This window comes from Streptococcus infantis (assembly GCF_047464615.1).
Classification (GTDB): Bacteria; Bacillota; Bacilli; order Lactobacillales; family Streptococcaceae; genus Streptococcus; species Streptococcus infantis_Y.
The window spans coordinates 1-13959 of the sequence record NZ_JASHBO010000001.1 but is presented as its reverse complement, the minus strand read 5'-3'; the positions used below and the strand labels follow the sequence as shown (position 1 = coordinate 13959).

The window sequence follows — 13959 nt, the reverse complement described above, 5'->3', positions numbered from 1 at the left end:
TAGGAAAGTCAAACTTAATTTCTAGAAGTTTTTTAGCAGTTGTAGCGTACTGTTCTAGATTCAATTTACCATAATTTCTAAAAATGTTTTAGAATTCGTAGCGTACTATTCTAAGTTCATTTTACTATCATTTCTAACAATGTTTCAGAATCCATATCGTACTATTCTAGGCTCAATCCACTATACAACAAGAAGAGGCTGAACTTACTAAGTTACAAGCTGATGTAAGTGCGAAAGCACAAGCGGTATCTACTGCTAAGAAAGCACTTCAAGATGCACAAGAAGAAGTTAAACTAGCCGAAAAAGAGCTTGCAGACCTTAACGGTGCGCACACTCGTTTGAAAGAAGCGCAAGCAGAGCTAGAAAAAGCTGAAACTGAGCTTAAAGAAGCTTACAAAGCACAAAACGAAGCTAAAGTAGACTACGAAGTTAAGAGCCTTGCAGCAAGTCAAGCTAAAACTACTTACGAAACTGCAAAAGCTAAGTATGAAGAAGCAGAAACAAAACGTTTGGCTGCACTTGCAGAAGAAAAACGTAAAGAGCTAGAAAAAGCAGGTTACCAACCAGTCCCTGTTTTGGATGAAAAAGGTAATATTATTGATTATACGGTAGATAAAGTGACTGTAGGAACTAAAAATGATAAAACCTATCAAGCGCCTGCACAAGCTATAAATGAAAAATCAGAACCTGAGAAACAACTTCCAAATACTGGAACGAAAGAATCGAATCTCTTAGCAGTGCTTGGTGCAAGTATTGGACTACTTGCTTTAGCAGGAAAACGAAAATATAGATAAAATAGAAAGGGCGTTACTGCCCTTTTTATGCTATATTTGAGTAAAATTCGAATGTTTATACTGTAAGAGTTTTTTTCTAGGCTAAAAAATGGTATAATAGCATGTAAAACTAGAAATAATAAGGGAAAATAAAAATATTTTTCCGAAAGATAGGTGACATATGAAAATAAGTAAAAGGCACCTGCTGAATTATTCCATTTTGATTCCTTATTTACTGTTATCCGTTTTAGGATTGATAGTAGTTTATTCGACAACTAGTGCGACCCTTATTCAGGAGGGGAAAAGTGCATTATATCTAGTGCGAAATCAGGGGATTTTCTGGATAGCCAGTTTATTCTTAATAGCCTTAATCTATAAATTAAAATTAGGATTTCTCCGTAATGAGCGGTTGCTCTTTATCGTTATGTTTGTCGAGCTGATACTTCTAGCTCTGGCACGGTTAATAGGTAGTCCCATCAACGGTGCCTATGGCTGGATCAAGGTTGGTCCCATCACGATTCAACCAGCAGAGTATCTAAAGATTATTATCATTTGGTACTTGGCTCAGCGTTTTTCAAAACAACAAGATGAGATTGCGGTTTATGACTTCCAAGTTTTAACCCTTAATCAGTGGTTGCCAAGAGCCTTTAATGATTGGCGGTTTGTCCTCTTGGTCATGATTGGAAGTTTGGCAATTTTCCCTGACCTTGGAAATGCAACCATTTTGATTTTAGTATCCTTACTCATGTATACCATCAGTGGAATAGCTTATCGGTGGTTCACAACTATTCTGGGACTGCTGGCTGGAACATCCATTCTTTCCTTGACTGCCATTCGGTTTATCGGTGTTGAAAAATTCTCAAAAATTCCTGTCTTTGGTTATGTTGCCAAGCGTTTCAGTGCTTTTTTCAACCCCTTTAATGACCTAGCAGGATCTGGGCATCAGTTGGCCAATTCTTATTATGCAATGGTTAACGGTGGCTGGTTTGGTCTTGGTTTAGGAAATTCCATTGAAAAACGAGGTTATCTACCAGAAGCTCATACAGACTTTGTCTTTTCGATTGTGATAGAGGAGTTTGGATTTGTAGGAGCTAGTCTTATTTTAGCTCTTCTATTCTTCTTGATTCTTCGTATTATTTTGGTTGGTATTCGAGCGAGAGATCCTTTCAACTCTATGGTGGCAATTGGTATTGGTGGAATGATTCTGATACAGGTATTTGTTAACATTGGCGGTATATCAGGCTTGATCCCTTCAACAGGGGTAACCTTCCCCTTCCTATCGCAAGGAGGAAACAGTCTCTTGGTCCTATCAGTAGCCATCGCTTTTGTGTTGAATATTGATGCCAGTGAAAAACGTGCCAAACTCTATCGCGAATTAGAAGCGCAACTCTAAGACATAATATAACAAGGAGAAAAAAATGTCTCTTCAAAAGTTAGAAAATTATAGTAACAAAACGGTCGTACAAGAAGAAGTTCAAATCTTGACAGATATGCTGGAAGATATCACAAAAAATATGCTTCCTGCTGAAACCTTTGATAAGATTATGCACTTGAAGGAACTTTCTTCAAAACTTGACTATCAAGGGCTAGATAAAGTAGTAACAGGTCTTTCAAATGATGAGATGGTCTACATTTCTAGATACTTCTCTATTTTGCCTCTTTTAATTAACATCTCAGAAGATGTTGACTTGGCTTATGAGATTAACCATCTAAATAATGTCGATCAAGACTATCTGGGTAAATTGTCAACAACTATTAAAATGGTGGCTGAAAAAGAAAACGCTTCTGAGATTCTTGAACACTTGAATGTGGTGCCAGTTTTGACAGCCCATCCAACTCAGGTTCAACGTAAGAGTATGTTAGATTTGACCACTCATATCCATACCCTTTTACGTAAATACCGTGACGTGAGAATGGGGCTCATTAACAAGGAAAAATGGCATAATGATCTTCGTCGCTATATTGAGATTATCATGCAGACAGATATGATTCGTGAGAAGAAACTTAAAGTAACCAACGAAATTACCAATGTGATGGAGTACTACAATAGTTCCTTCCTACAGGCTGTCCCTAACTTGATGCTAGAGTACAAACGCCTAGCAAAAGAGCAAGGAATTGATCTTAAACAAGCCAAACCTATTACTATGGGAATGTGGATTGGTGGAGACCGTGATGGAAATCCATTTGTAACAGCTGAGACACTTCTGCGTTCTGCTACCATTCAAAGTGAAGTGATTTTGAACTATTACATCAGTAAAATTTCTAGTCTTTATCGTACCTTCTCTCTTTCAACGAATTTGTCAAAAACTAGCAAAGCTGTTGAAGAAATGGCTGCTCAGTCTGGAGATACATCCGTCTTTCGTGAGAAAGAACCCTATCGTCGTGCCTTTCATTTGATTCAGTCCAAATTGATTCAAACTCTCTTGAATTTAAAAGAATGGTCTGTTGTTGGATCGTCAGCTGATGAACGTCATCCTGTTGAACGTCTTCTTGGTACTCAAGGGCATCAACAAGGAGTGATTACAGACTATATTAGCAATCGACTTTCAGGAGCTATTCAAGAGCTAGCTGAAGATCGTCCACCATTTTACGAAACAGTTGAAGAGTTCAAAAAAGATCTATATACCATTAAGGATTCATTACTTGAAAACAAGGCAGAGTCCTTACTCACAGGTGAATTTGCAGAACTTTTAGAAGCTGTAGAAGTCTTTGGTTTCTTCTTGGCTTCCATCGACATGCGTCAAGATTCAAGCGTCCACGAAGCCTGTGTAGCAGAATTGTTGGCATCTGCTGGAATCAATGATCACTATAGCGATTTGTCAGAAGATGAAAAGTGCGACTTGCTTTTACATGAATTGTTAGAAGATCCTCGAATCTTGTCTGCAACTCATGCTGAGAAGTCTGAACTTCTCGAAAAAGAATTAGCTATTTTCAAAACGGCACGTGAATTAAAAGATCGTTTAGGAGAAGATGTCATTCGTCAAACGATTATCTCTCATGCAACTAGCGTGTCAGATATGCTGGAGTTGGCTATCATGCTCAAAGAAGTAGGACTAGTTGATGCTGAAAAAGCGCGTGTTCAGATTGTACCACTCTTTGAGACGATTGAAGACTTGGATCATTCTGAAGAAACAATGAGAAAGTATTTCTCTCTACCACTTGCTAAGAAATGGATTGCTTCTAAAAACAATTACCAAGAAATCATGCTTGGCTACTCTGATAGTAATAAGGATGGCGGTTATCTATCATCTTGTTGGACACTCTATAAGGCCCAACAACAATTGACTGCTATTGGTGATGAATTTGGAGTCAAAGTAACCTTCTTCCATGGTCGTGGTGGTACCGTTGGCCGTGGTGGTGGCCCTACTTATGATGCCATTGCTTCTCAACCACTCAAGTCCATCAAGGATCGTATCCGTTTGACAGAACAAGGGGAAGTTATTGGAAACAAATACGGAAACAAGGATGCAGCCTACTATAACCTTGAAATGTTGGTTTCAGCCGCTATTAACCGCATGATTACCAAGAAGAAGAGTGATACCAATACGTCAAATCGCTATGAAGCAATCATGGATCAAGTAGTAGAACGTAGTTACGATATCTACCGTGAACTCGTATTCGGAAATGACCATTTCTATGATTATTTCTTTGAATCTAGTCCAATCAAGGCGATCTCAAGTTTCAATATTGGTTCTCGTCCAGCGGCTCGTAAAACAATCACTGAAATTGGTGGTTTACGTGCGATTCCTTGGGTATTCTCATGGTCACAAAGTCGTGTTATGTTCCCAGGTTGGTATGGAGTGGGTTCAAGCTTCAAAGAATTCATCGATCAAGATCCCAAAAATATCGAATATCTTCGTGATATGTATCAAAATTGGCCATTCTTCCAGTCACTTCTATCTAACGTAGATATGGTATTATCTAAATCAAATATGAATATCGCCTTTGAGTACGCTAAACTTTGTGAAAGTGAAGAAGTACAAGCAATCTACTATACGATCTTGGATGAATGGCAGTTGACTAAGGACGTTATCTTGGCTATTGAAGGCCATGAGGAGCTCTTGGCAGAAAATACTTATTTGAAAGACAGTCTCAACTACCGAATGCCTTATTTCAATATCCTTAACTATATTCAGTTGGAATTGATTAAGCGTCAACGTCGAGGTGAGCTATCTTCAGATGAAGAAAGATTAATCCATACAACTATCAACGGAATTGCTACAGGATTACGTAATTCAGGTTGATATAAGCTCCATTTTCCAAAAACCGTAGGAATTTTCGTAATTTTTTAAAATAATTCATGAAAACCCTTGACAAGTTTTAGTAAAATGATATAATTTAAGCGTTCAGAAAGTAATCATTGAAATTTTTTAGAGAGTCTGTGGTTGGTGGAAACAGATAGGTGGAAGTGATGAAAATTGGGCTGAATGTTATTAAGAATTTGAAATCATAAGAATTCGGTGAGCACACCTTACAGTGCAACTCGTTTTAGCGAGTAAGAGCGATAGGACTAGTTCCTATAATTGAGGTGGCACCGCGCATCGACGTCCTCACACAAGTTTTTTGTGTGAGGACTTTTTCTATGGGGAGGAAAAAATTATGGAAATCAAACGATGGCGTCGCTTGAATAAGTGATTGAATAAAAAAATAATAAGTTAAGAAGAAATAAGGAGAAAATTATGAAAAACAAACGTCTACTCGGTATTATCGTAGTATTAGCACTTGTAGTTGGAGGAAGCTTGGTATATTCTAGCTTAACGAAACAAGAAACTAAAACTGAGACAGCTAATAAAACAGCTAAGGTTGGAGTTCTTCAGTTTGTAAGCCACCCATCACTCGACTTGATTTACCAAGGTATCCAAGATGGACTTGCTGAAGAAGGCTATAAAGGTGACCAAGTTAAAATCGACTTTATGAACTCAGAAGGTGACCAAAGTAAGGTTGCGACAATGAGTAAACAATTGGTGGCAAACGGAAATGATGTAGTTGTTGGTATTGCAACACCAGCAGCTCAAGGTCTTGCAAGTGCAACAAAAGACCTTCCTGTTATCATGGCTGCTATCACAGATCCAATTGGTGCTAACCTTGTACAAAACTTGGAAAAACCAGGTGGGAACATCACAGGGGTATCTGACCACAACCCTGCTGAACAACAAGTTGAATTGATCAAAACATTGACTCCTGATGTCAAGACGGTTGGAGCTCTTTACTCAAGTAGTGAAGATAACTCTAAATCACAAGTCGAAGAGTTCAAAGCTTACGCAGAAAAAGCTGGTTTGAAAGTAGAAACATTCGCAGTTCCTTCAACTAACGAAATTGCTTCAACAGTGAACGTTATGACTGGTAAAGTAGATGCAATCTGGGTTCCAATCGATAACACAATCGCATCTGCATTCTCAACTGTAGTATCAAGTAACCAAACAGCAAAAAAACCAATCTACCCAAGTGCGACTGCCATGGTAGAAGCTGGAGGTTTGGCATCAGTCGTTGTGGACCAACACGATCTTGGTGTTGCTACTGGTAAAATGATTGCTAAAGTCTTGAAGGGGGAAAAACCTACAGATACACCAGTTAATGTCTTCTCAACTGGTAAATCAGTGATCAACAAAAAAGTTGCTCAAGAACTTGGAATCACAATTCCTGAATCAGTTCTCACAGAAGCTGGTCAAGTAATCGAATAAGAATGAAGGAGGAGTTGGAGACATCTCCTCCAATTTTTAGAAGAAGGAAACGAATCAAACATGCTAATATCAATTATTTCACAGGGATTGGTCTGGGCTATCCTAGGTTTAGGAATCTTTATGACCTTTCGAATCTTGAACTTCCCAGATATGACAACGGAGGGCTCTTTCCCCTTGGGAGGAGCTGTAGCAGTCACTCTAATTACCCAAGGAGTTAATCCTTTTCTGGCTACTTTAGCAGCCATAGGAGCAGGTTGTCTTGCTGGTTTAGCAGCTGGACTATTGTATACCAAAGGGGAAATTCCAACTCTTTTATCTGGAATTTTAGTCATGACTTCTTGTCATTCTATCATGCTCATGATTATGGGACGGGCTAACCTTGGACTCTTAAACACCAAGCAAATCCAGGATGTTCTTCCATTCTCATCAGAGGTTAATCAATTACTGACAAGTTTAATCTTTGTGACTTTGGTTATCCTTCTCATGCTTTTCTTCCTAGATACCAAACTTGGCCAAGCATATATCGCTACAGGGGATAATCCAGACATGGCTCGTAGTTTTGGTATCAATACAGGACGTATGGAACTTATGGGCTTGGTCTTGTCAAATGGTGTAATCGCACTTGCTGGCGCACTTATCGCTCAACAAGAAGGCTATGCCGATGTCTCTCGCGGTATCGGAGTTATCGTAGTTGGACTTGCCAGCTTGATTATCGGTGAGGTTCTCTTTAAGAGTCTTACCTTAGCAGAACGCTTGGTTACTATTGTTGTTGGTTCCATCAGTTATCAATTCTTGGTATGGGGCGTTATTGCTCTTGGCTTTAACACCAGCTACCTCCGTCTATACAGTGCTCTTATCCTAGCAACTTGCTTGGTAATTCCAACCCTTAAGGATAAATACTTGAAAGGAGTCAAGTTAAGCAAATGACAGCGATTGTAGAATTAAGAAATGCCACAAAAATTGTGACAAATGGCTTTGATGAAGAGAAGATTATTCTAAACGATGTTTCACTTGATATTTATGAACATGACTTCATCACAATCTTGGGTGGAAATGGAGCAGGGAAATCAACCCTCTTTAATAGCATTGCGGGAACTTTACCTTTAACCAGTGGTAGCATTCGCATCATGGGCGAGGATGTAACTCATTTTAGCCCTGAAAAGCGTGCCAAGTATCTTTCTCGTGTCTTCCAAGATCCTAAGATGGGAACAGCCCCTCGTATGACCGTTGCAGAAAACCTTTTGATTGCTAAGTTCCGTGGGGAAAAACGTGGACTTTTCCCAAGAAAATTGTCATCCTATAAGGAAGAATTTCAAGCGACCATTGAGAAGGTTGGCAATGGTCTAGAGAAGCATTTGGATACACCGATTGAATTTTTGTCAGGTGGACAAAGACAGGCCTTGAGCCTCTTAATGGCAACCTTAAAACGTCCAGAACTTCTTTTATTGGATGAACACACAGCAGCTCTTGACCCTAAAACAAGTGTCGCCTTGATGGAATTGACAAATGACTTTATCAACAAGGACCATCTAACAGCTTTGATGATTACTCACCATATGGAAGATGCTCTCAAGTATGGAAATCGCTTGATTGTTATGAAAGATGGACAAATCATCCAAGATTTGAATAAGGATGAAAAAGCCAAGATGAAGATTTCAGATTACTATCAACTATTTGAGTAGATGATTTTAAATAATTGAGATAAAAAACTTAGAAGTAGGCTTTTGCTTCTAAGTTTTTTGTATTAAAGGGAGATTATCTAAAAATGGTCTGGATTCCACCGTCTAAGATTTTATAGTATAATGATTATAAGGAAAATGTTGCTAAAGATAAAAAAATTATAAAAAAGTGTTTTGCGTCTAAATTTTATCTTGTCTCTAAAATAAGGTATTTAAAATGTATTTTTACTTTGTAAAGTATATAAGTTCTAGGTAAGGAAAAAGTCATGAAAAAAATTTTAAAAATTGTACTCATAACTGTAGTAGTTTTTCTAACTTTGTTTGGTCTATATCGTGTATATCAAAGGTATTATTATAAAGGAGTGTATGAATCTTTAAGTAATGTCTTTCTAGAAATGAACTATGCAGAGGTAAAAAGTGGTATTTTACCTGGTCTCGCTGATTTTAGTAAAGCCGTTGACGGGAGTCAATCGTTTAGAGATCCAGACAGGATAATTTCCATAGGACTTGATGCAGGCTTGTCTGAAAATGAAAGTTTAGAAGTGATTGTAGGTTTTGAAGAAACTTTTATTATTGAATATCAGCAACTGTTATCTGATGGGAGATATCTATTTATTAGATACAATTATAAGAATAAAAATCTTAACCAAACTATCGAAATTTCGGATTCTAAAAGTTCACTAGCATACTACTTAGCTGGATATAATATAAGAAATAAGGATAGTGGCGAGATAAATTTGGAGTCGTATTTTAAGAGAGCGGGCACTGTGGAAAAACCAAATTTTTACTTAACTAATCCCAACGAAGCACTAGAGTATTTAAAGCCTTATGGGATTGATGAAGATTGGATTAAAGAAAAATCCCACTTTATGCTCTACGATGTTGTTCTAGAACGCTGGTTTAAAAATGGCAGTCAACGCTACTCAGTTGATAATCTTGGGGATGTAGAGATTGTGCCACTAAGTTTTTCTGAATAGGATGATACCCAAGCAATGGAGATGTTAAAAGAGAAGAATAATGTTGTTTATCAGTTTCTCCAAGATTTAAGTAAGGAAAAAAGTCAATGAAAAAATTTTTAAAAATCGTACTCATAACTGTAGTATGTTTTCTAACTTTGTTTAGTCTAGATCGTGTCTATCAAAAGAATTATTATAAGGGAGTGTACGAATCTTTAAGTAATGTCTTTTTAGAAATGAACTATGCAGAAACCCATAGTGGTATTTTACCTGGACTTGCTGATTTTAGTAAAGCCGTTGACGGAGGCCAATCGTTTAGAGATCCAGACAGGATAATTTCCATAGGACTTGATGCAGGCTTGTCTGAAAATGAAAGTTTAGAAGTGATTGTAGGTTTTGAAGAAACTTTTATTATTGAATACCAGCAACTGTTATCTGATGGGAGATATCTATTTATTAGATACAATTATAAGAATAAAAATCTTAACCAAACTATCGAAATTTCAGATTCTAAAAGTTCACTGGCATACTACTTAGCTGCGTATAATATAAGAAATAAGGATAGCGGGGAGATAAATTTGGAGTCGTATTTTAAGAGAGCGGGCACTGTGGAAAAACCCAATTTTTACTTAACTAATCCCAACGAAGCACTAGAGTATTTAAAACCTTATGGGATTGATGAAGCTTGGATTAAAGAAAAATCCCACTTCATGCTCTATGATGTTGTTCTAGAACGCTGGTTCAAAAATGGTAGTCAACGCTACTCAGTTGACAATCTTGGGGATGTAGAGATTGTGCCACTAAGTTTTTCTGAATAGGATGATGCCCAAGCAATGGAGATGTTAAAAGAGAAGAATAATGTTGCTTATCAGTTTATCCAAGATTTAAGTAAGGAAAAAAGTCAATGAAAAAATTTTTAAAAATCGTACTCATAACTGTAGTAGGTTTTCTAACTTTGTTTAGTCTAGATCGTGTCTATCAAAAGAATTATTATAAGAGAGTGTATGAATCTTTAAGTAATGTCTTTTTAGAAATGAACTATGCAGAAACCCATAGTGGTATTTTACCTGGACTTGCTGATTTTAGCAAAGCCGTTGACGGAGGCCAATCATTTCGCGATAAGGATATTATAGTTGGTCTGAGTCCTGAAGCAGGCTTATCTGAGAGTGAAACTATATTAGTGTATGTAGGTATTGAAAAAACATTTCTAATTGAGTATAGGCGGGCGTTACCTGATGGTAGATACCTTTTTATTGATTATGATTATAGAGATAAGATGCTCAAACAAACTATTGAAATTTCGGAATCTGATCAATCATTAGCTTACGGGTTAATTGGTTATAATATAGAAGTGAAGAGGGGAAAAGAATCTGATTTAGAGCTACATTTAAAAAGTTCCTATAGTTTTAGCTCGACTAAAGGTTTACCAAGTTTTCAGCTAACAGATCCCAACGAAGTACTAGAGTATTTAAAACCTCATGGGATTGATGAAGCTTGGATTAAAGAAAAATCCCACTTCATGCTCTATGATGTCGTTCTAGAACGCTGGTTCAAAAATGGCAGTCAACGTTACTCAGTTGACAATCTTGGGGATGTAGAGATTGTGCCATTGAATTTTTCCAAATAGATTGTCCTACTTATGCAAAAAGTACTTTCTATTAAGTGTAAAATGTATGACTTGGAAAAATATGTTTATATATATTTTAGGACGATAATCGAAATTTTGTGTTTAAATACGGTAAATAGTTATCTTCCATGTTCTACTGAAAAAATATCGAAGGATATTCCTAATTCAGATTATTGGAGCTAATTATAGATTGGATAAGTAATGTAACTTGATTGAAGGGAGAATATGATTTTGTGTTTAAGGAGTTCTTTTAAGTTTTATGATAGAAGATGATAAAAATGTAGTAGTAGTAGGAGTTATAAGAATTTTCAAATCTTTATATAAAAATCTGATTTGCAAGATTATATTGATTAACAAGAAAGAGGTCGCAAAATGAATAAAAAAATGTTTTATACCTTATCTATAGGGGCATTTGTAATCATGCTACTACCACTCGCTTTCACTTTTTTAAAGCCACGCTATAGTAATGTTTTTGAAGAAATTTACCATGATGAGTACCATCATGCCACAACTTCTTTTTTACGTACGAATTCTACTTTAAATAGAATACCTGATATGGAAGTAAATAAAACAGGAGGTCTACTTTACGGTTCAACTATAGAAAAGTATCGTTCAGAAGTTTTACCTACAGGAGTTGAGGGGATTTCGTACAGTTTTTATTATCCAGATGGTAAACTAGATAGTGGAGAAATGTCTATAAATTTCCGATTCATGCATAGTAGTGGAGTGATTATAGATATATATTATAAGTATAATCACAAATCTGATGAATTGGTTCAGTCTCTAAGCATTATTGATGAAAAAAGGTTGACAGAACCTAATCAAATTATGGAGTATGTACAAGATAAAAAAATGGATCTTTCACCATACTTTACTAAAAGTGAAGAATTGTTACGAAATAAGATTATTCCAGACTGGCTTTCCGTCTATCCTAGTCACTTTTCAGTTGAAAATTGGGGTAATGTAAAGATGATTAGCGAATACATACTGGATTAAAGAAAAATCCTAAAACTGTTAACTGATGAGGTGAATCATATGAAGAAACAAAAAGAAGGCGTGATAAATAATATTATTTATGTGAATACAAGTTACCAAGATTCAAAGTGTCGAATTTATCCGACAATAACAAATTTATTTGGTATCTTGAGAGAAATTATCCAAACAGAAGAAACTACAGAAAGCATTCTAATTACCCTTTTCTATATCAACGAAAAATTGGATTTTCAGGAAGAATTAGATATTGGAGTTTTCTATCTCAAGTGTGCGGACACTGTAACTGTAGAAGATAAACAGAACTTTTTAAGAAAACAAATGTATTGGTTACATCCAGATTCTGATTATAAAATCCTTGAGAATTATATATCAATGGAAGATGTAGAACATACGAATTTTTTAGTAGAAAAGAAAGATATTACTGGTTTTCAAGATAGTATTAATAGATATATGGATTATCTGATGATTCGAGGGATTCCTCAAATGATGGAATGGCTTTACGATATGACTAAACTAGATGTGGCATCCCTCCCATATGGGTATTTTTGTTTTGAGATCGTATCAAGTTGAGTTTCTTTGAAATATCTAAATGAGGTATAAATTGAAAAAATCAGATTTTGTTATTTTAACCATCTTACTGTTTACTGTATCCATCCTAGCTCTTGTGATTTGTAATATAAAATGGGAAATCATCACTTTAGGTGCAAATGAAGAGACAAAGGTGCATGTAAACGGACACTCTGAGAGTTTGGACTCCATAATCCATGTAGAGGTCATTCCAGTTACTACAGATGGAAAGATAAAGCTTTCTCGAGGCGATGATTGGTTTGATCCTGAAAAAGGAATTGGATATAATATTAAGGATTCTCGGATTGAAACCTATCATTATAATGAAAAAACACAAAGCTGGGATGTAACGATGTTAGAGAATCCTCATAATGGCATTGGTGTCGATCGCGAAGGTATTATCATGGATCCACCTCAAAAGACACTTTTTTCATTTGCTTCAAAAAAAGGATTTGAAATCAAAATAAAGAATTTATCTAACCAAACTGTTAAGGTTAAAGTAAAAGTGACATATGATTAAGATTTGGCAAGTTGATAGTTTAGCAAGCAATAGATCCAAATAGTAGATTGATTAGAAACAAACCAGTCAAATCCTGCTAACTTTCAAATTGAAGTACCAAAATCAAATAGAAGTCATAAATATGAATAGGAGAAAGAAATGATATTACGAGACATATTTGATGCAGCTCAAGAAGGAACGTTTGAAAAGTTTCATTCGCTGTACAAGGGAGATGTGAATCAAATCACACATGAGAAATTGAATTTGTTAAACATGGTTTTAACTAGCAATACTTTGCTAGATGAAAAACTAAAGATTATTCAGTTTCTTATTGATGAAAAAATTGATGTTAATTGTTTAGACTCATATAATAGAAATGCCTTACATAATTTGTTTCAATTTAAAGCGAATTGGAGAGTAGATGTTGAGTATGCAACTAAGGTCATGTCAATGTTGTTGAAAGCAGGGATAAATGTTAACCAAGTTGATAAATATGGGGCAATTCCATTGATTACTGCGATTACAGTCTTGAAATTAACAACCAAGGAAGCCTTGCCTTTATATGAGATGTTGATTGCTAGTGGTTCTGATATTCACCATAAAGATTTTCAAGGGAAGTCAGCTATAGATTATGCGAGAGAATTCAGTTGGAGACAAGATTTATTATCTGAAAATGGAGGGTTACTTGCTGATGAATAATAGTGATTTTGGTGGATTTATGGTTTCAAATAATGTATTGAATGGCTATCCGATTCAGTACACTTATAGAGAGAAATCTTCAATTTCTCAGTTAAATGGCTGGACAATATTATCTTCTATTGATGATGAAGAATATATTTCTAATCCTGATAACTTTACAATTCTAGGTGCGACCAGTATGCTGCAAATTGCTCCAGTTCTACTAGAAATTTTTCCCGCAAAATATGGAACAGATTTGTTTTGGCTATACAAGGACAATGTACATATAGGATTTTAGGATTTTATGATTTAAAGTCAGAAAGAGAAGTTACTATTACAGAGATTTTGCAATAATCTTTTCTGAATGACTATGGTATATTAGACTTCCTGCGAAATAAAAATATGATACAATAAAACTATGAATTATGAATCAAGTAAACTATTAACTGATGCACGCTTTAAGCGCCTTGTTGGTGTTCAGCGCACTACTTTTGAAGAGATGTTAG

At 35.9% G+C, this 13959-nt stretch carries 14 protein-coding genes and 2 pseudogenes; all 16 read left to right on the top strand.

The window, feature by feature from the left end; genetic code table 11:
• The first annotated feature begins 338 nt into the window (after positions 1–338).
• Positions 339–794 carry an LPXTG cell wall anchor domain-containing protein gene (locus QM450_RS00080; protein WP_414319303.1) on the top strand — a complete coding sequence of 152 codons (456 nt, stop codon included), beginning with the start codon at positions 339–341 and terminating at the stop codon, positions 792–794.
• A 160-nt stretch (positions 795–954) separates the two neighbouring features.
• Positions 955–2166: a cell division peptidoglycan polymerase FtsW gene (ftsW, locus tag QM450_RS00075; RefSeq protein ID WP_414319302.1), complete on the top strand. Its 1212-nt coding sequence runs from the start codon at positions 955–957 to the stop codon at positions 2164–2166.
• 25 nt (positions 2167–2191) lie between these two features.
• Positions 2192–5017 (top strand): phosphoenolpyruvate carboxylase, encoded by a 2826-nt coding sequence (gene ppc / locus QM450_RS00070; protein WP_414319301.1) that lies wholly within the window; start codon positions 2192–2194, stop codon positions 5015–5017.
• Positions 5018–5452: 435 nt separating this feature from the next.
• Positions 5453–6454, top strand: a complete 1002-nt coding sequence (trpX, locus tag QM450_RS00065; RefSeq protein WP_414319300.1) for a tryptophan ABC transporter substrate-binding protein — start codon at positions 5453–5455, stop codon at positions 6452–6454.
• A gap of 60 nt (positions 6455–6514) precedes the next feature.
• Positions 6515–7381 carry an ABC transporter permease gene (locus tag QM450_RS00060; protein ID WP_414319299.1) on the top strand — a complete coding sequence of 289 codons (867 nt, stop codon included), beginning with the start codon at positions 6515–6517 and terminating at the stop codon, positions 7379–7381.
• Positions 7378–8136 carry an ABC transporter ATP-binding protein gene (locus tag QM450_RS00055; protein WP_070459428.1) on the top strand — a complete coding sequence of 253 codons (759 nt, stop codon included), beginning with the start codon at positions 7378–7380 and terminating at the stop codon, positions 8134–8136. Before QM450_RS00060 ends, QM450_RS00055 begins: the two co-directional genes overlap by 4 nt.
• Before the next feature lie 263 nt (positions 8137–8399).
• Positions 8400–9110, top strand: coding sequence for a TipC family immunity protein (locus tag QM450_RS00050; RefSeq protein WP_414319298.1), 711 nt, complete (start codon positions 8400–8402; stop codon positions 9108–9110).
• Between the two features lie 86 nt (positions 9111–9196).
• Complete coding sequence (locus QM450_RS00045; RefSeq protein ID WP_414319297.1) at positions 9197–9907, top strand: TipC family immunity protein; 711 nt, start codon at positions 9197–9199, stop codon at positions 9905–9907.
• Positions 9908–9993: 86 nt separating this feature from the next.
• The gene (locus QM450_RS00040) at positions 9994–10716 is read left to right on the top strand and encodes a TipC family immunity protein (RefSeq protein WP_414319296.1); all 723 of its coding nucleotides are present in this window, start codon (positions 9994–9996) and stop codon (positions 10714–10716) included.
• Positions 10717–11088: 372 nt separating this feature from the next.
• Positions 11089–11712: a TipC family immunity protein gene (locus QM450_RS00035; protein WP_414319295.1), complete on the top strand. Its 624-nt coding sequence runs from the start codon at positions 11089–11091 to the stop codon at positions 11710–11712.
• Between the two features lie 39 nt (positions 11713–11751).
• Positions 11752–12279 (top strand): hypothetical protein, encoded by a 528-nt coding sequence (locus QM450_RS00030; RefSeq protein WP_414319294.1) that lies wholly within the window; start codon positions 11752–11754, stop codon positions 12277–12279.
• A gap of 31 nt (positions 12280–12310) precedes the next feature.
• Entirely contained in the window at positions 12311–12796 is a 486-nt protein-coding gene (locus QM450_RS00025) for a hypothetical protein (RefSeq protein ID WP_414319293.1), read from the top strand.
• A gap of 69 nt (positions 12797–12865) precedes the next feature.
• Positions 12866–12925, top strand: a pseudogene (locus QM450_RS00020) (GH-E family nuclease); the annotation flags it as partial.
• Between the two features lie 9 nt (positions 12926–12934).
• Positions 12935–13474: an ankyrin repeat domain-containing protein gene (locus tag QM450_RS00015; RefSeq protein WP_414319292.1), complete on the top strand. Its 540-nt coding sequence runs from the start codon at positions 12935–12937 to the stop codon at positions 13472–13474.
• Positions 13467–13751, top strand: a complete 285-nt coding sequence (locus QM450_RS00010) for a DUF2185 domain-containing protein (protein WP_414319291.1) — start codon at positions 13467–13469, stop codon at positions 13749–13751. The genes QM450_RS00015 and QM450_RS00010 overlap by 8 nt, the downstream gene beginning before the upstream one ends.
• Before the next feature lie 120 nt (positions 13752–13871).
• Positions 13872–13959 (top strand): annotated as a pseudogene (locus QM450_RS00005) (IS5/IS1182 family transposase); the annotation flags it as partial.

Excerpts from the sequence above, each read along its gene's own strand:
- ftsW (WP_414319302.1), top strand. The coding sequence starts at position 955 with ATGAAAATAAGTAAAAGGCACCTGCTGAATTATTCCATTTTGATTCCT.
- QM450_RS00035 (WP_414319295.1), top strand. The coding sequence starts at position 11,089 with ATGAATAAAAAAATGTTTTATACCTTATCTATAGGGGCATTTGTAATC.
- QM450_RS00055 (WP_070459428.1), top strand. The coding sequence starts at position 7,378 with ATGACAGCGATTGTAGAATTAAGAAATGCCACAAAAATTGTGACAAAT.
- QM450_RS00010 (WP_414319291.1), top strand. The coding sequence starts at position 13,467 with ATGAATAATAGTGATTTTGGTGGATTTATGGTTTCAAATAATGTATTG.
- ppc (WP_414319301.1), top strand. The coding sequence starts at position 2,192 with ATGTCTCTTCAAAAGTTAGAAAATTATAGTAACAAAACGGTCGTACAA.
- QM450_RS00015 (WP_414319292.1), top strand. The coding sequence starts at position 12,935 with ATGATATTACGAGACATATTTGATGCAGCTCAAGAAGGAACGTTTGAA.
- QM450_RS00030 (WP_414319294.1), top strand. The coding sequence starts at position 11,752 with ATGAAGAAACAAAAAGAAGGCGTGATAAATAATATTATTTATGTGAAT.
- QM450_RS00040 (WP_414319296.1), top strand. The coding sequence starts at position 9,994 with ATGAAAAAATTTTTAAAAATCGTACTCATAACTGTAGTAGGTTTTCTA.
- trpX (WP_414319300.1), top strand. The coding sequence starts at position 5,453 with ATGAAAAACAAACGTCTACTCGGTATTATCGTAGTATTAGCACTTGTA.
- QM450_RS00050 (WP_414319298.1), top strand. The coding sequence starts at position 8,400 with ATGAAAAAAATTTTAAAAATTGTACTCATAACTGTAGTAGTTTTTCTA.
- QM450_RS00060 (WP_414319299.1), top strand. The coding sequence starts at position 6,515 with ATGCTAATATCAATTATTTCACAGGGATTGGTCTGGGCTATCCTAGGT.
- QM450_RS00045 (WP_414319297.1), top strand. The coding sequence starts at position 9,197 with ATGAAAAAATTTTTAAAAATCGTACTCATAACTGTAGTATGTTTTCTA.